The sequence below is a fragment of the Bacteroides congonensis genome (genome assembly GCF_900130125.1).
Classification (GTDB): Bacteria; Bacteroidota; Bacteroidia; order Bacteroidales; family Bacteroidaceae; genus Bacteroides; species Bacteroides congonensis.
Genome location: NZ_FQXY01000011.1, coordinates 1631551 through 1649308, shown reverse-complemented (window position 1 = coordinate 1649308; position 17758 = coordinate 1631551). Strand labels below are relative to the sequence as shown.

Below are 17758 nucleotides of genomic sequence, written 5' to 3'. Positions count from 1 at the left end.
CTGCATTATTTCCTCAAAAACAAGTTAAAAGCTATTGTTTCCAACCACCGCCTAAAGCCTTATAAAGTTGCACAACAGTAATCAATTCGTCACGAATCGCATTACTCAAACCTATCTGTGCGTCAAAGTATCCACGTTGGGCATCCAGCACATCCAGATAATTGATGACACCGTTGATGTATTGAAGCTGCGCAAGATCCATATAGCTCTTCGCCGAACGTTCCAGATTGGCACGAAGCTCATACACTTCCTTTATCTTGTTGAAATTTACAATCGCATTACGTGCCTCCTTGAATGCTTGCAGTACGGACTTTTCATAGTTATGCACTTCGCCTTCATAAGCCGCTTTTTTCGCTTTCAGCGCCGCGCGGTTCTTTCCCCAACCGAAAATGGGAGTCAGCAAAGCACCTTCCATAACGGCGTAGGGAGATTTCAGCAGACTGGACAGAGAAGTACTTTCTGTACCGAAACCACCAGTCAGTGCCAGGCGCGGGAACATATTTGTATAAGCCACTCCAACTTTGGCATTAGCGGCAATCAGTTTCTGTTCCGCCTGACGGATATCGGGACGACGTTCCAGCAAAGTGGACGATAGTCCTACCGGTAGCGTTTGGGGAGAATTAAACTCCTGAAGCAAACGGGAACGGGCTATCTTGTTAGGATACTCCCCTGCAAGAAAAGCAATATCGTTTTCTTTCAAAGAGATTTTACGTTCCAAGTCCGGCACCAATGTTGCCGTACGCGCCAATTCCACTTGTGACTGACGGTAAGAAGTCTCCGAAGTCAATCCCCCTTCAAAACGGATGCGTGCCAGGCGGACTCCTTCTTCACGGGCTTTTAATGTTTGCTTTACAATGTCCAGTTCCGTATCCAAAGCTACCAGTTCATAATAAGCCTGCGCCACTTCGGCTACAATGGTCATACGGAGTGCCCGTTGCGCTTCTATGGATTGCAGATATTCGGCAATACTGGCGGAACGCGCCCAACGCAGATTTCCCCAAAGGTCGAGTTCCCACGAAACTAAAAACTGAGCTTCAAAGGTTTCCGACTTTTTAAACGCATCTCCCCCATGATTCTCCAATTCACGTTCTGCAGTCACTTTCCCTTTAATATCCGGTAGCAGTGCCGCAGTAGAGATTCGTTTCTGCGCAGCCATTTCCTGTACACGGGCAGCGGCAATCAGCATATCCTTATTATGCTCCAGTGCACGTTCTATCAAGTTCTGCAAGGTTGCATCTGTGTATATATCTTTCCAATCCTGGTCGCCGAAGCTGACAGAATCCTGATGTTGTGCCAAGCTATCGGGCAGATGAAGATCGGGACGGACATAGCTTTTTCCTACCTTGCAGGAAGTCAAGACTCCTGCAAGTAATAAGACGGCAATATATAGTTTCTTTCGTTTCATGATTTCTTATGTTTTAAGATTTTCGACTTTGTTTTATATACCATCACAAAGAAGAACGGCACGAGAATGATACCAAATACAATGGCGAATATCATTCCGAAGAATACACCAGTACCAATCGCCTGCCGGCTTGCCGAACCGGGACCACTTGCCAATACCATCGGAAGCATACCGAGAACGAATGCCAATGAGGTCATCAGAATCGGCCGGAAACGCAGTTTAGCTGCATAAATAGCCGACTGTACCAGATCTTCTCCTTTATCTACCTGGACTTTTGCGAATTCCACTATCAAGATGGCATTCTTGGCGGCAAGTCCCACCAACATGACCAGACCAATCTGGAAATATACATCATTCTCCAATCCGCAAATCCATACTCCCAGGTAAGCTCCCAAAGCAGCAACAGGCAAAGAAAGCAATACCGCAATGGGCACCGTCCAACTCTCATACTGAGCAGCAAGGAAAAGGAATACGAACAGGAATACCAATGCCATCACCATACCGGTCTGACCGCCCGCCTGTTTCTCCTGATAAGAGAGTCCGCTCCATTCCAAACCGATATTATCGGGAAGATGGTCACGGGCAATCTGCTCCATGATCTCCATCGCCTGCCCGGAACTGTATCCTTGCGCGGCGGCTCCACGGATAACAGCTGTAGTAAACATATTAAAACGTTTGATACTGCCCGGTCCTGTTGTATAGGATGCATTTCCTAAAGAAGTCAGCGGCACCATCGCTCCGTTGGACGCTTTCACAAAAAACAAGTTGATATTATCCTTATGCTCACGGTAAGGAGCCTCCGCCTGGATATATACCTTATAAATACGGTTGAACATATTAAAGTCGTTCACATACACCGAACCGGTATAGGCTTTCATTGTAGAAAACACGTCCGCCAAAGGTACACCCAGCATCTTCACTTTATCACGGTCTACATCAAAGTAAAGTTGCGGTATCTCCGATTGCAACGAAGAAGACAAACCTGTCAGTTCTTTGTGCTTGGAAGCATAATACATCAATGTGTCCGCCGCCTCTACCAGATTATCAAAAGTAGCCTCTCCACGGGCTTCCAATTGCATTTCAAAACCGCCCGAAGTACCCAATCCCGGTATCACCGGCGGAGTGGAGAGATAAACTTTACATTCCGGATATTCCTTGAGATGTTTTTCCACTGTATCCATTATCTTTTCGATGCTGGTATTCTTGCGTTCTTCCCAAGGTTTCAGGATAACTGTCAGTTCCGAACGCCCCTGACTGCTGCCCACACGCGGACTACTTCCTGTCACATTCTGTATATATTCGATATACGGATTCTTCTCCAAGTAAGCAATGGCACGGTCGGTCACGGCACGCGTACGTTCCAACGTAGCCCCCTCCGGCAATTCAAGTTCTACCTTAAAATATCCCTGGTCTTCTATAGGCAAGAAACTTGTAGGGATAATACGATGAATCAACAGGATAGCAATCAATACCATTCCGAAAGCACTCAATACCCGACGGGGATGCTTGATAGTACGGGTTACAGCAGCTACATACTTATTACTGCCAATACCCAGCCATTCATTGATTTTCCTGAAAACAATGTTTTTCTTCTTCCCGCTATCCGGCTTTAGAATCAGAGAGCACATGACAGGACTTAATGTCAAAGCTACCACCGTAGAGATAAGTACGGACACTACAATCGTCACCGTAAACTGACGGTATAACTGTCCCGTTATCCCACTCAAAAAGCTGACAGGTACAAAAACCGCCGCTAATACCAAAGAAGTGGCAATTAATGCACTAGCGAGTCCGTTCATCGCTTTCTTTGTCGCTTCATAAGGACCCAGCTTTTCCGTTTCCATGATATGCTCCACGCCTTCCACTACCACAATCGCGTCATCCACAACGATACCGATAGCTAGAATCAATCCGAGCAATGTCAATATATTGAGTGAGAAACCAAAAATCAACATGAATCCGAACGTACCAATCAGCGAAATAGGTACTGCCACTATGGGGATTAACGTGGCACGCCAACTCTGCAAGGATAGATAGACCACAAGCACCACCAGTACCAATGCCTCAAACAATGTTTTATATACTTCGTGAATGGATTCGGAAATATAAGTCGTCATATCGAACGGTATCTCATAACTCAACCCTTCGGGAAAATTCTTGCTGATTTCATTCATCGCATCTTTCACCCTGCCGGCAACTTCCATTGCATTGGCACCCGGCAACATATAAATACCAAGCACAGCAGCATTTTCGCCATTAATACCACTTTCCGTAGTATAAGAAGATGCCTCGAGTGATACACGCGCCACATCTTTCAACCGGATGATGGAACCGTTCGCATTGGCACGCACCACAATATCTTCAAACTGTCCGACTGTGGAAAGACGTCCCTGTGTCGTAATAGGAATCGTAATATCCAATCCCTGCACCGGTTGTTGTCCGAGCACACCTGCCGCCGATTCACGGTTCTGGTCTTTCAATGCATTCTGCAAATCCTGTACGGTCAGTCCGAAATTTGCCAGTTTATCGGGTTGTGCCCATATCTGCATCGCATAGTAGCGGCTACCGATATTCGAGACACGTCCTACTCCCGGAATACGGCGAATCACATCGAGCACATTGATTGTAGCAAAGTTACTCAAATAAATCTCATCGAACTTCGGGTCGGTAGACGTCAGACAGAGAGTCATCAACTGACTGGGAGCCTGCTTTTCTACTGAAATACCATTCTGAATGACTTCCGCCGGTAAACGGGATTCCGCCAGTTTCACACGGTTCTGAATCTCAACAGCCGCCAAATCCGGGTCGGCGGAAACATCGAACGTAACCGTTGCCGAAAAACCACCGGAATTAGAACTGTTGGATTCCATATAAAGCATCCCCGGCGTACCGTTAATTTCCTGCTCAATCGGAGTGGCTACCGCTTGTGACACGGTAAGCGCACTCGCACCGGGGTAAGATGCGCTGATCTTCACCACCGGGGGCGTGATCTGCGGATATTGATCCACCGGAAGCATTGTCAGACCGATAATGCCGACAATTACAATCACGATGGAGATTACAGCCGAAAAGACCGGCCTGTCTATAAAAAAAGTAACTTTCATCGTTTATTCTCCTTTCGCGTTATCCTTCGTTTCTGTGTCCGGCTGACTTACCCGCACCTTCATTCCCGGGGTTAGCTTATGGAAGCCTTCTATTATAACCATCTCTCCTTCAGCCACTCCTCGTTCCACTACGACATTGTTTCCTACTTCAGGCCCCAATTCGATAAAACGTTTTTCTGCCGTATTATCCTTACGCATCGTGTAAATATAAGCTCCACCCTTTTCGATGGTAACCGCCTTCATAGGAACGACGAGAGCACCTTCGCGAACATCCAGCAACAGTTTCACTTTTGTAAACTGTCCCGGCAATAAAACTTGTTTCGGATTAGGCATTTCTGCACGAACAGAAAAAGTACCTGTTTGAGGATCGACCTGCGGTTCGGCAAAGTCGACATACCCTTTATACGGATAAACAGTATTATCCGCCAATGTGATGGTAATATTCGGCTGCCAAGAACGGGTGGAATCCTGCTGTCCCAAGTTAATGTTTCTTTCCTTACTCTTCAGGTAATCGAGTGCTGTCATACTGAAGTCTACCAATACAGTATCACTTTTCACAATCGTAGCAAGCAACGACTTTCCACCGGGACCAACCAATGTACCCAAATCCACATTCCTCTCACTGATATGTCCGGACAAAGGTGAACGGACAATAGTATAGCCCAATTCAAGTTCCGCCTGTGCCAAGTCTGCTTCACTCATCGCTACGGTTGCTTCGGCACTCTCATAAGCTGCCTCCGCATTATCCAAGTCCAACTGGCTCGCAGCGTTCTGCTCAAACAGCGGACGGATACGTTTCAAGTCACGATCCGCCTTCAAAGCCTGCGCCTCGTCTTTCTTCAACTGAGCCCTTGCCTTATCCGCTTTGGCACGATACTGGTCCTGGTTAATCACAAACAAAACCTGGTTCTTATTTACATACGTACCTTCGGCAAAAAGCATATTCTCCAAATAGCCTTCCACACGGGCACGTACTTCGACGAACTGTTGGGCACGGATACGTCCCACATATTCCCCATATATTTCTACATCGTCTTTCACCACCGGTTCAACAATAACTGTCGGTATTTCCGGTGCAGCCTTCTGAGGTCGGGTCAGTATCCAGTACACGCCCAACACAACTACCGCACAGATAATAGCAGCAATGGTTCTCTTTCTCCTCAGTTTCAACTCATGTTTCGAAAAGAATAATCTCATATCGAATCTTATTATTAAATTTAACTTATGTTTGTTCTCTACTCCTTGTTTATGCAATTTGCATGCCAAAATTCCTTACACCTACTATTTACTGGCATTCAGCCTGTTATATTCTGCCATATCAGATGTGAAAATGTGGAATTTGCCGGATAAAGTGTAGAAATAATCCACATTTCCGACTTTTGGAACATTTTTTTTAATTCCCATTTCAACAACTAAACAAATTATGCCCTACATTTGTATTATATTAAAACAACAACACTAGACCGTGTCCTAATGAAAAAACAAATCTTTTCAACATTGGTTTTGTCAATCTGCATCTTATTTCCTTTTTCTTTGCATTCTCAGGAGCAACGAAAAAAGGTAGGAGTCGTTTTGAGCGGGGGTGGCGCCAAAGGAATGGCGCACATCAAAGCATTGAAAGTGATTGAAGAAGCCGGTATTCCTATTGACTACATAGCCGGAACCAGTATGGGGGCTATTGTGGGTGGTCTTTATGCCATCGGCTACACGCCGGAACAACTGGACAGTATGGTACGGAAACAGAACTGGACATTCCTGCTCAGTGACCGTGTCAAACGAAGTGCCATGTCACTGACTGATCGTGAACGCTCTGAAAAGTTCGTCATCTCCATACCTTTCACCAAAACTCCCAAGGATGCAGCTTCGGGGGGAATCATGAAAGGCCAGAATCTTGCGAATCTATTCTCGGACTTAACGATGGGATATCATGACTCTATCGACTTCAATAAACTTCCCATTCCCTTTGCTTGCGTAGCGGCTGATATCGTAAACGGAAATCAGATCGTATTCCGTGACGGAATACTTTCTACTGCCATGCGTGCCAGTATGGCTATCCCCGGTGCATTCACCCCGGTACGGCAAGACAGCATGGTATTGGTAGACGGCGGCATCGTCAACAACTACCCGGCAGATGTGGTAAAAGCAATGGGCGCTGATATTATTATCGGAGTGGATGTACAAAACGCCTTGAAAACAGCGGATAAGCTGAATAGTGTTCCCGATATTTTAGGACAGATTGTAGATATTACCTGCCAGTCGAATCATGAAAAGAATGTAGACCTCACAGATACCTATATTCGTGTAAACGTGGATGGTTATTCATCCGCCAGTTTCACACCTGCCGCCATCGACACGTTGATGAGAAGAGGTGAAGAAGCGGCAAGGGCACAATGGGGCTCTCTGCTCGCATTGAAAAAGAAGATAGGAATAGCGGATGATTATACACCCAAGCAACATGGGCCTTATTCCTCTCTATCCAATGTGCGTACCATCTACGTGACAGACATCTCGTTTTCCGGCGTAGAGGTGTACGACAAGAAATGGTTGATGAAGAAATGCAACCTGAAAGAGAACAGCAATATCTCGACCCAACAAATAGAACAAGCCTTGTACCAACTACGTGGCAGCCAATCCTATTCCGGTGCCAGTTATACATTGACAGAGACGCCTGAAGGATACCGGCTCAACTTCCTGTTGCAAGAGAAATATGAAAGAAGAATCAATCTCGGTATCCGTTTTGATTCGGAAGAAATCGCATCCCTGCTGCTCAACGCAACAGCAGACCTCAAAACCCGTATCCCGTCCCGCCTGTCCCTTACCGGACGATTGGGAAAACGGTATGCCGCCCGTGTAGACTATACGCTCGAACCGATGCAACAACGCAACTTCAACTTCTCATATATGTTCCAATACAATGATATCAACATCTATGAAGAGGGTGACCGTGCCTACAATACAACCTACAAATACCACTTGGCAGAATTTGGTTTCTCCGACGTGTGGTACAAGAACTTCCGTTTCGGGCTCGGACTCCGTTTCGAATATTATAAATACAAAGATTTCCTGTTCAAGAAGCCGGAACTTACGAACCTGCAAGTAGAATCGGAGCATTTTCTAAGTTATTTTGCGCAGGTACAATATAATACATACGACAAAGGACATTTCCCTGCCAAAGGAAGTGATTTCAAAGCCGCTTATTCACTCTATACGGATAATATGGCGCAATACAATGAACACGCTCCGTTTTCCGCTTTGAGTGCATCATGGGCGAGTGTCATTCCCGTCACCCGCCGTTTTTCCGTCATCCCTTCCATTTATGGACGTATCCTGATTGGAAAAGGATTTCCATATCCTTTGCAAAACGCAATTGGTGGCGAAGTCCCCGGTTTCTATATTCCACAGCAATTGCCATTTGCGGGAGTCAATAATCTGGAGTTGATGGACAACACTCTCATGATTGCGTCCGTAAAGTTCAGACAGCGTATGGGATCTATTCATTACCTCACTCTGACAGGAAACTATGGACTAACGGAAAGTAATTTCTTTGAGATTTTGAAGGGTAAACAGCTATTCGGCATCAGCGCAGGCTATGGAATGGACAGCATCTTCGGCCCGTTGGAAATTTCATTGGGATACTCCAATCAGACGGATAAGGGAAGTTGCTTTGTGAATTTGGGGTATTATTTCTAATCGTTCATACGATTATCAGCCAACTTAAATACTACATAATGAAAAAAATATCTATCATACTATCATTCATTTTTATATTATGCTAATTGTCAGGATGATAAGTATGATAGATAACTTTCCAAACAGGTATCTATCATACTTTTGCCGTAAAAAACGGGTATCTATCATATCCATACTGCATCCGCTTTAGTGTAGTATCAGGGGAAAACACCCATATGAAGCCACAAGAATATCCATTTTATAGGATGATAACCTGTATTTGGCAACTTAATAATCCATTGGAAACGATTATCTTTTTATAGCCCGCGTATGCAGGCTGTACAGCCCGCAGTTGTAAACCGTACAGCCCACATATGCAGGCTGTTCGTCACACAGATGTGGGCTATAAACTTATCACCGTTAAAGTGGAGTTATTGAGCCATTCAGGTCGGATTTATATGGATTCATTGCAACAAAAACAAGCCATCTTGAGCCTATCCGACCTTTATTCGGCTATTTTATTGATGAGAGATACCCTGTTTTTGGTGGTATAAACATGATAGATGTAAGTTTACATTCAAATCCGTACGGAAACGAACTTTTCGGGTATAGCCTGCCAAGAGTAATAAAAGATAAAGAATTGCAGATTTAAGATGGTACAAAGCAACTATTTGTGTATATTTGCATTATCCATTGAGTAAAATAAATCAATGTATTGAGTAAAAGTACTCATTGCATTGAGTAAATAATAGAAATCATGTATAAAAGAGCTCAATATCAAACTATTACAGAAAGGCTAAAAGAACCTCGACATTTTCTGCAAGTTGTATTAGGACCTCGTCAGGTTGGAAAGACTACAGTCATCAAACAAGTTGTCAAGGATCTGAATCTACCGTATCAAATCTATTCGGCAGATAACATTCCCGCCACACAGACATCTTGGATTTCAGATTGTTGGAATACAGCAAGAGTACAGATGCGGGTAGAAAATTCACCTGAATTTATTCTAATAATCGATGAAATCCAAAAAATAAAAAACTGGAGCGAAGTAGTTAAAAAAGAATGGGATGCGGATACATTCAATGATGTCAATATGAAAGTGGTTCTCCTCGGCTCTTCACGTGTGTTGTTGGAAAAAGGATTATCAGACTCAATGATGGGACGCTTTGAAGAGATAAGGATGACACACTGGTCGTATCCGGAAATGCGGGATGCATTTGACATGAGTTTGGAACAATACCTCTATTTTGGCGGATACCCGGGAGCTGCTTTTTTAATAAAAGACGAAGAACGCTGGGGACAATATATCAATGGAGCAATCATAGATGCCACTATCAATAAAGATATTTTATACAACTCTCCTATTAGCAAACCGGCGTTATTACGGCAAACGTTCGAATTAGGAACTTCTTATTCCGGTGAAATCGTATCCTTGACCAAAATGGTAGGCTCATTACAAGATGCCGGAAATACAACAACACTGGCAGGGTATTTAAACTTGCTTGGAGATAGCGGCTTACTGACCGGCTTACAAAAGTTTGCAATGGACAAATCACGTCAAAGAGCAAGCGCTCCAAAATTTCAGGTATTCAACAATGCCTTAAAAGCCGTATACAATGATTTAACTTTTAAAGAGGCTATTCTTAACAGAAAAGAATGGGGACGTATTTTTGAATCTGCGATTGGCGCACATATTGTTTCTAATGCATTTACCGGCAATTATGAAGTATTTTACTGGAGAGAAAAAGATAAAGAAGTAGACTATATATTGAAAAAGAAAAATCGAATTGTAGCTATAGAAGTAAAAAGCAATAGTGAAAAATATAATGCAGGACTGGAAGAAGTACGCAAAATGTATCACCCGTATGCTACTTTCGTAGTCGGAGAAGGGGGAATGAAAACCGAACAATTCTTAAGTATCAATCCGGCGAGGTTATTTGAGTGAATTAGTGATACAGTAAGAAGATGCAGGCTTGAATCATGTTTTTTTGGTCATTTATTCGTCTGAATCAAAGAAAGTGCCTATCTTTACCGCAAGTATTTTTATTATTCACCATTAAATGTAGAAATTATGGCAAGTAGAAGAGAACTCAAAAAGAACGTAAACTATATCGCAGGAGAATTATTCACCGAGTGTTTAATCAATACCATGTTTATCCCTGGAACTGACAAAGCTAAAGCTGATGAGCTAATGGCTGAAGTGCTGAAGATGCAGGATGAATTTGTAACACGCATCAGCCATACCGAACCGGGTAATGTGAAAGGTTTTTATAAGAAATTCCGCGCAGACTTTAATGCAAAGGTTAACGAAATTATTGAAGCTATCGGAAAATTGAACTAAAGAGCAGAATGAAGAAAGCAATTTATAGCTTTATCTATTACCGTCTGTTAGGGTGGAAGACAAACGTTACGGTACCTAATTATGATAAATGCGTGGTATGTGCCGCTCCACACACAACGAACTTTGACTTATTTATTGGAAAACTATTTTATGGCGCTTTAGGCCGTAAGACAAGTTTCATGATGAAAAAAGAATGGTTTTTCTTTCCGTTGGGACTGTTTTTCAAAGCAGTGGGCGGAATTCCCGTAGATCGTAGCCGGAAGACTTCTCTAGTAGACCAGATGGTTCGCCATTTTGCCGAGTGCAAAAAGTTCCACCTGGCTATCACTCCCGAAGGAACCCGCAAAGCGAATCCAAATTGGAAGAAAGGTTTTTATTTTATCGCCCAGAAAGCTCAGGTGCCTATTGTCTTAATCGGGATTGATTATAGCAAGAAGACGATTTCGGCAACGAAAGCTATCATGCCATCGGGAGATATCAGTAAGGACATGAGAGAAATCAAACTTTATTTCAAGGATTTCAAAGGAAAACATCCTGAGAATTTTGCTCTAGGCGAACTTTAAACATTAAGTATAGAGGTATTCAATTATGGAGCTTATCCGTATTTCCATAGTACAGACCGATATCGTTTGGGAAAATAAACAAGAAAATCTCCGTTTGCTCCACGAAAAGCTGCAAAGCCTTCGTGGAACAACGGAGATTGTTGTTTTACCGGAGATGTTTTCTACCGGATTCAGTATGCAGAGTAAAATACTGGCAGAATCGAACTCGGGTGAGACTATCACCCTTCTCAAACAATGGGCTTCGCAATTCCAACTGGCTATCTGCGGAAGTTATATAGCAACAGATAACGGGCAGTTTTATAACCGCGCCTTTTTCCTGACTCCTGAAGGAGAAGAGTTCTATTATGACAAACGGCATCTGTTCCGTATGGGACGGGAAGCCGAACACTTTTCAGCCGGTGACAAACGCCTCATCATCCCCTATCGCGGGTGGAATATTTGTCTGCTTGTCTGCTATGATCTTCGTTTCCCGGTATGGAGCCGGAATGTCAACAACGAATATGACCTATTAATATATGTAGCAAACTGGCCTGTTTCCCGCCGACTCGTGTGGGATACCCTGCTTCGTGCCCGTGCGCTCGAGAACCAATGCTATGTATGCGGTGTAAACAGGATAGGAACGGATGGATACCATTTGGAATATAACGGTGGAAGCAAAGTTTACCCGGCTTTTGGTGAAGAGGTTGCTTCCCTGCCCGACGGACAGGAAGGAATAGCTACGGCAGCACTCAATCTGACTTCTCTCAATCAATTCAGAGAAAAGTTTCCGGTATGGAAAGATGCCGACGAATTTCATCTGTCGGATACGCAACAAAACAAATGTTAAAAACAGATTAAAACGACAACAATACCTAGAACTTGGTAGTTACTAATATAGACTTCTTTTGTATCTTTGTCGTGTAAATACAGTCGTAAGGACGCTAATCTTACATAACTTAATTAACAACTTTATGAAAACAAATCTTAGTTCTCAAATCAGTCTCCACCGGGTCTCCCCCAGATACTACAGACCGGAGAATGCTTTTGAAAAATCAGTCTTGACAAGACTCGAAAAAATTCCCACTGACATTTATGAGTCTGTGGAAGAAGGCGCTAACTACATTGCTCGCGAAATAGCACAGACCATCCGCGAAAAACAAAAGGCAGGACGCTTCTGCGTATTGGCACTTCCTGGTGGTGATTCACCCAGACACGTATATACGGAACTTATCCGCATGCATAAGGAAGAAGGGCTTAGCTTCCGTAACGTGATCGTATTTAATATGTATGAATATTATCCGTTGTCTCCCGATGCAGTCAACAGTAACTTCAATGCTTTGAAGAGTATGTTGTTGGATCATATCGACATCGACAAGCAGAATATATTCACTCCCGACGGAAGCATTGCCAAAGATACAATCTTTGAATATTGCCGTTTGTACGAGCAACGCATCGAAAGCTTCGGCGGTATTGATATTGCCTTGCTGGGTATCGGTCGTGTAGGTAACATCGCATTCAACGAACCGGGTTCCCGCCTGAATTCTACCACGCGTCTGATTTTGTTGGATAATGCATCACGCAATGAAGCAGCCAAGATTTTTGGAACGATGGACAATACTCCGATCAGTTCTATCACGATGGGTGTAGCTACCATTCTCGGTGCAAAGAAGGTTTATCTGCTTGCATGGGGTGAAAACAAGGCAGCCATGATTAAAGAATGTGTGGAAGGCGCAATCACCGATACGATTCCGGCATCTTATCTGCAAACTCACAACAACGCGCATGTAGCTCTCGACCTTTCGGCAGCCATGAACCTGACACGTATCCAACGTCCGTGGCTGGTGACTTCCTGCGAATGGAACGACAAGCTGATCCGTAGCGCCATCGTCTGGTTATGCCAGTTGACAGGCAAGCCTATCTTGAAGTTGACAAATAAAGACTATAACGAAAACGGTTTGAGTGAACTGCTGGCACTTTATGGTTCTGCATACAATGTAAATATCAAGATTTTCAATGACTTGCAGCACACTATCACGGGATGGCCGGGCGGCAAGCCGAATGCTGACGATACTTATCGTCCTGAACGTGCCAAACCTTTCCCGAAACGTGTGATTATCTTCTCTCCGCACCCGGATGATGACGTTATCTCCATGGGTGGAACACTCCGCCGCCTGGTAGAGCAAAAACACGAAGTACATGTAGCTTACGAGACTTCCGGTAATATCGCCGTAGGTGATGAAGAAGTGGTTCGTTTCATGCACTTCATCAACGGTTTCAATCAGATTTTCAATAATAGCGAGGATCAGATCATCAATGAGAAATATACGGAAATACGTAACTTCCTGAAAAATAAGAAAGACGGTGATATGGACAGCCGTGACATTCTGACTATCAAAGGTCTGATTCGTCGTGGTGAAGCCCGCACTGCTTCTTCTTATAATAATATTCCGTTGGATCGCGTGCACTTCCTTGACCTGCCATTCTACGAAACAGGTAAGATTCAGAAAAATCCTATCAGCGAAGCAGACGTGGAAATCGTACGTAACCTGCTCCGTGAAGTGAAGCCTCATCAGATATTCGTAGCCGGTGACCTGGCTGACCCGCATGGTACACACCGTGTATGTACGGATGCCGTATTCGCTGCTATCGACCTTGAAAAAGAAGAAGGCGCCAAATGGCTGAAGGATTGCCGTATCTGGATGTATCGTGGCGCGTGGGCTGAATGGGAAATTGAAAACATCGAAATGGCAGTGCCTATCAGCCCGGAAGAACTTCGTGCAAAACGCAACTCTATCCTGAAACATCAGTCTCAGATGGAAAGCGCCCCGTTCCTGGGTAACGACGAACGTTTGTTCTGGCAACGCAGTGAAGACCGCAACCATGCTACTGCTGTCTTGTACGACCAGTTAGGACTGGCTTCATACGAAGCAATGGAAGCATTCGTAGAGTACATTCCGCTATAAGAGAAAACATTCTTAATTAAGAGAATATAAAACAATGAAAGAAGAGTGGGAAGTTTGGATACTTCTCACTCTTTTTTGTTTATTTTTGCGGGCAATCTGTGATAAATGACCTAAAAGAATTGAATAATGAAAAAAATAATAGTGTTTTTTCTATGCCTTACACTCAGCGTAAATTTCCTTTTTGCGCAGGATATTGAAAGGAATGTAAAAGAACGGTTAACGGATTATTTCGGCAAATATACCGCAGCAGCTAAAATCAGCACTCCCAAACTGAATAGTATCGACATCAATTATGACCGTAAAACGATTGCTGTCTATGCTTCGGAGAGTTTCGCCTATCAACCTTTCCGACCGGAAACCGTAGAAACGATTTATAACCAAGTGAAAGAATTGCTCCCGGGCCCCGTCCATTATTACCAATTGACGATTTATGCGGATGGAAAGCCTATCGAGGAACTGGTTCCTAATTTCTACCGGAACAAGAAAAAGGATAAGGAACGAATGTCCCTGAACGTTGATTACAAAGGAGCTCCCTGGGTGAAAAACATCTCACGGCCTAATGACATTTCACGCGGATTACAAGACCGTCACATCGCAATCTGGCAAAGCCATGGCAACTATTTCAAGAATGACAAGAACGAATGGGGATGGCAACGTCCCCGCCTGTTCTGCACTACAGAAGACTTGTTTACTCAATCTTTCGTTCTGCCCTATGTGATTCCCATGCTGGAGAATGCAGGCGCTATCGTTTATACTCCCCGCGAACGGGACACACAAAAGAATGAAATCATAGTGGACAATGATACGCCCAACGCTTCCCTTTATCTGGAAGTAGGAAGCAAAAAAGCGAAGTGGGCAATGGCTCCTGTAAAAGGATTCGCCCAAAAGAAAAAGATTTATAGGGATGGGGAAAATCCGTTCAGCGACGGTACTTGCCGTTTCATCCTTACCGAAAGAAAGAAAAAGAAGAATAAGGATCAGGCATTTGCTGAATGGGTACCTACCCTGCCGGCAACAGGTGAATATGCCGTTTATGTTTCTTATCAGACATTGCCTAATAGTGTAAGTGACGCCAAGTATCTCGTTTTTCATAATGGCGGAGTTACTGAATTTAAGGTAAATCAAAAAATAGGTGGTGGTACATGGGTATATCTTGGTACTTTTGAATTTGATAAGGGAAATAATGACTATGGAATGGTCATACTAAGTAATGAGAGCAGTGAGCACGGCGTAGTATGTGCCGATGCGGTACGTTTCGGCGGGGGAATGGGAAATATCTCCCGGGGTGGAAAAATCAGCGGACTGCCGCGTTACCTGGAAGGAGCACGTTACTCTGCCCAATGGGCAGGAATGCCATACGATGTATATGCCGGACGCAAAGGTGATAATGATTATGCGGATGATATTAATACACGTTCCAACACTATCAATTACTTATCCGGAGGTTCTGTTTATAATCCGGATCAACCGGGGTTGCGTGTACCGTTGGAAATGACAATGGCATTGCACAGCGATGCAGGATGCAGTAAAACGGATGAACTGATCGGCTCACTCGGCATTTATACCACCGATTTCAATAATGGCAAACTAAATACAGGTACAGACCGGTATGCATCGCGTGACTTGGCAGACATTCTGCTGTCACAGATTCAGAAAGATATTCATTCGAGTTATAACCTGCCTTGGACACGCCGGAGTATGTGGAACCGGAATTATAGCGAGACGAGACTTCCCGCCACTCCTTCTACGATTATCGAATTGCTTTCTCATCAGAACTTTGCAGATATGCAGTTAGGGCATGACCCGAATTTCAAGTTTACCGTAGGACGTGCCATCTATAAAGGTATCTTGCAGTTTGTCACCAGTCAGCATAATAAAGAATATGTGGTACAACCACTGCCTGTGAGCAATTTCGCCATTCGTTTTGGTAAAAAGAAGAATACATTGGAACTTTCATGGAAAGGGGAAGATGATCCGCAAGAACCTACTGCCCGTCCACGGGAATACATTGTATATACACGCATTGGTTATGGCGGCTTTGATAATGGAACATTAGTCAGCAAGCCCTCATACACCGTCAAGATAGAACCGGGACTTGTCTATTCATTTAAAGTAACTGCCGTAAACAGGGGTGGAGAAAGTTTCCCTTCCGAAATTCTTTCTGCATATAAGGCGAAACGGGAACGGGAAAAGGTATTAATCATCAATGGATTTGACAGAATCAGCGGCCCGGCTGTTATTAATACTTTTGATAAGGCGGGATTCGATCTGGAACAAGATCCCGGAGTTCCGTATCTGTCAAATATCTCATTCAGCGGGGCACAGGTAGGATTCGACCGCTCGCAGGCAGGTAAAGAAGGAAAAGGTAGCCTAGGACATAGCGGAAGCGAATTAGAGGGAATGAAAATTGCGGGAAATACGTTTGACTATCCTTTTATTCATGGAAAGGCTATTCAGGCAGCCGGAAAATATAGTTTCGTGTCATGCAGTGATGAAGTGGTAGAAAACGGACTGGTATCACTGGAAGACTATCCGATTGTGGATTATATCCTGGGACTCGAGAAGGAAGATCCTGTAAACAAAGCATATTATAAGACATTTTCTTCGGCCATGCAACGGATTATCACCAGTTATTGCCAGTCGGGCGGCAACTTATTCGTCAGCGGAGCATATGTAGGAAGCGATATGAGCGGCACACAAGGAAATCGGGAGTTTACGGAGAAGATATTGAAATACGGTTATCAGAGCAGTCTGACGGATAAGACTTCGAACCGGATCAATGGACTGGGACGCACGATTACTATTCCACGTGTCCCCAATGAAGATAGCTACGCTGTCCCCGCACCGGATTGCATCGTCCCAGTAGATACTGCTTTTCCGGTATTCACGTATGCTCCCGACAACCAGAGTGCAGGTATCGCTTATAAAGGGAACTACCGCACTTTCGTATTGGGCTTTCCTTTTGAAAGTATCCAGTCGGAAGCTGACCGGGCAACGATTATGGCAGGCATACTGGAATTCTTTATTCAGAAATAAAAAATATCCATTTTTTTAATCTGTTTCTCATTTTAAATTCTATCTTTGCTACTGTAATAACCCTTAAAACTAAAAAACAATGTATACTATACAAGCAAATCCCAGCGGTACACGCAGCATAGAAGTATCTAACGAAAACTTGAGAACAATTGAAAAATATGCACTGTTCCGCCACCTTATTGACAGCACCGGTATTGTGGATGAAAGCGTACTGGACAAGCTAAAACTGAACATCCGTTCTCTTATCGCCAGTCAGGAAGAAGACAGCAAAGACTTGCTGGATCTCTGCATCGACGTGATTTATCACAATAATATGAAGGCATTCGGCTTGCAACAGCTTATCAAGCTCTATCTCACTTGGCTATCCAGTCCGGAAACGGAAGAAGAGGAATAACGATGATTACGGTAGATACTCGCGGAACAACAGCTTACAGTCCGCTGATTCCTGCAATAAAAGCCATGTGTGGTGCTTCTCCCGGTGAAATGATAGGGATTATCATGAACCATGCCGACGCATTTCAGGATTTGAAAGAATTTCTTTCTGAGCAAGGTATCGGTTTTCGCGAAATCTACGACGGGGAACAGATGACATTAGAGTTCACAATCAATGAGAAGTTTTGAAAAAATATCCCAATGATTGAAGTTAAACATCCCAATGAATAAAAAAATCATTGGGATGTTTTTTATTATCCGTATCT

12 protein-coding genes are annotated in these 17758 nt (G+C 43.9%); 9 read left to right on the top strand and 3 right to left on the bottom strand.

What is annotated here, in order from left to right; translation table 11 throughout:
* Positions 1 to 31: 31 nt before the first annotated feature.
* The 3 genes from BQ7997_RS23950 to BQ7997_RS23940 are packed head-to-tail and all read right to left on the bottom strand — an operon-like array spanning position 32 to position 5706.
* Complete coding sequence (locus BQ7997_RS23950; RefSeq protein ID WP_073348319.1) at positions 32 to 1405, bottom strand: efflux transporter outer membrane subunit; 1374 nt, start codon at positions 1403 to 1405, stop codon at positions 32 to 34.
* Positions 1402 to 4509, bottom strand: a complete 3108-nt coding sequence (locus BQ7997_RS23945) for an efflux RND transporter permease subunit (RefSeq protein WP_073348318.1) — start codon at positions 4507 to 4509, stop codon at positions 1402 to 1404. Before BQ7997_RS23945 ends, BQ7997_RS23950 begins: the two co-directional genes overlap by 4 nt.
* Positions 4510 to 4512: 3 nt before the next feature.
* Positions 4513 to 5706 carry an efflux RND transporter periplasmic adaptor subunit gene (locus BQ7997_RS23940; RefSeq protein ID WP_044653821.1) on the bottom strand — a complete coding sequence of 398 codons (1194 nt, stop codon included), beginning with the start codon at positions 5704 to 5706 and terminating at the stop codon, positions 4513 to 4515.
* Between the two features lie 276 nt (positions 5707 to 5982).
* Here BQ7997_RS23940 and BQ7997_RS23935 point away from each other — a divergent pair, with 276 nt between their 5' ends.
* From BQ7997_RS23935 to BQ7997_RS23895, 9 genes are all read left to right on the top strand, one after another.
* Positions 5983 to 8199 carry a patatin-like phospholipase family protein gene (locus tag BQ7997_RS23935; protein WP_073348317.1) on the top strand — a complete coding sequence of 739 codons (2217 nt, stop codon included), beginning with the start codon at positions 5983 to 5985 and terminating at the stop codon, positions 8197 to 8199.
* A 736-nt stretch (positions 8200 to 8935) separates the two neighbouring features.
* Positions 8936 to 10123: an ATP-binding protein gene (locus tag BQ7997_RS23930; RefSeq protein WP_073348316.1), complete on the top strand. Its 1188-nt coding sequence runs from the start codon at positions 8936 to 8938 to the stop codon at positions 10121 to 10123.
* A 126-nt stretch (positions 10124 to 10249) separates the two neighbouring features.
* Complete coding sequence (locus BQ7997_RS23925) at positions 10250 to 10519, top strand: hypothetical protein (protein ID WP_073348315.1); 270 nt, start codon at positions 10250 to 10252, stop codon at positions 10517 to 10519.
* An 8-nt stretch (positions 10520 to 10527) separates the two neighbouring features.
* Positions 10528 to 11082, top strand: a complete 555-nt coding sequence (locus tag BQ7997_RS23920) for a 1-acyl-sn-glycerol-3-phosphate acyltransferase (protein ID WP_022139504.1) — start codon at positions 10528 to 10530, stop codon at positions 11080 to 11082.
* Positions 11083 to 11107: 25 nt separating this feature from the next.
* Positions 11108 to 11908 carry an amidohydrolase gene (locus BQ7997_RS23915; protein ID WP_073348314.1) on the top strand — a complete coding sequence of 267 codons (801 nt, stop codon included), beginning with the start codon at positions 11108 to 11110 and terminating at the stop codon, positions 11906 to 11908.
* A 124-nt stretch (positions 11909 to 12032) separates the two neighbouring features.
* The gene (locus BQ7997_RS23910) at positions 12033 to 14024 is read left to right on the top strand and encodes a glucosamine-6-phosphate deaminase (RefSeq protein ID WP_022139506.1); all 1992 of its coding nucleotides are present in this window, start codon (positions 12033 to 12035) and stop codon (positions 14022 to 14024) included.
* Positions 14025 to 14150: 126 nt separating this feature from the next.
* The gene (locus BQ7997_RS23905; protein WP_073348313.1) at positions 14151 to 17060 is read left to right on the top strand and encodes a golvesin C-terminal-like domain-containing protein; all 2910 of its coding nucleotides are present in this window, start codon (positions 14151 to 14153) and stop codon (positions 17058 to 17060) included.
* A gap of 79 nt (positions 17061 to 17139) precedes the next feature.
* The gene (locus tag BQ7997_RS23900) at positions 17140 to 17454 is read left to right on the top strand and encodes a hypothetical protein (RefSeq protein WP_022139508.1); all 315 of its coding nucleotides are present in this window, start codon (positions 17140 to 17142) and stop codon (positions 17452 to 17454) included.
* Positions 17455 to 17456: 2 nt separating this feature from the next.
* On the top strand, positions 17457 to 17681 hold the full coding sequence (locus BQ7997_RS23895) for a sulfurtransferase TusA family protein (RefSeq protein WP_022139509.1): 225 nt from the start codon (positions 17457 to 17459) through the stop codon (positions 17679 to 17681).
* Positions 17682 to 17758 lie beyond the last annotated feature (77 nt).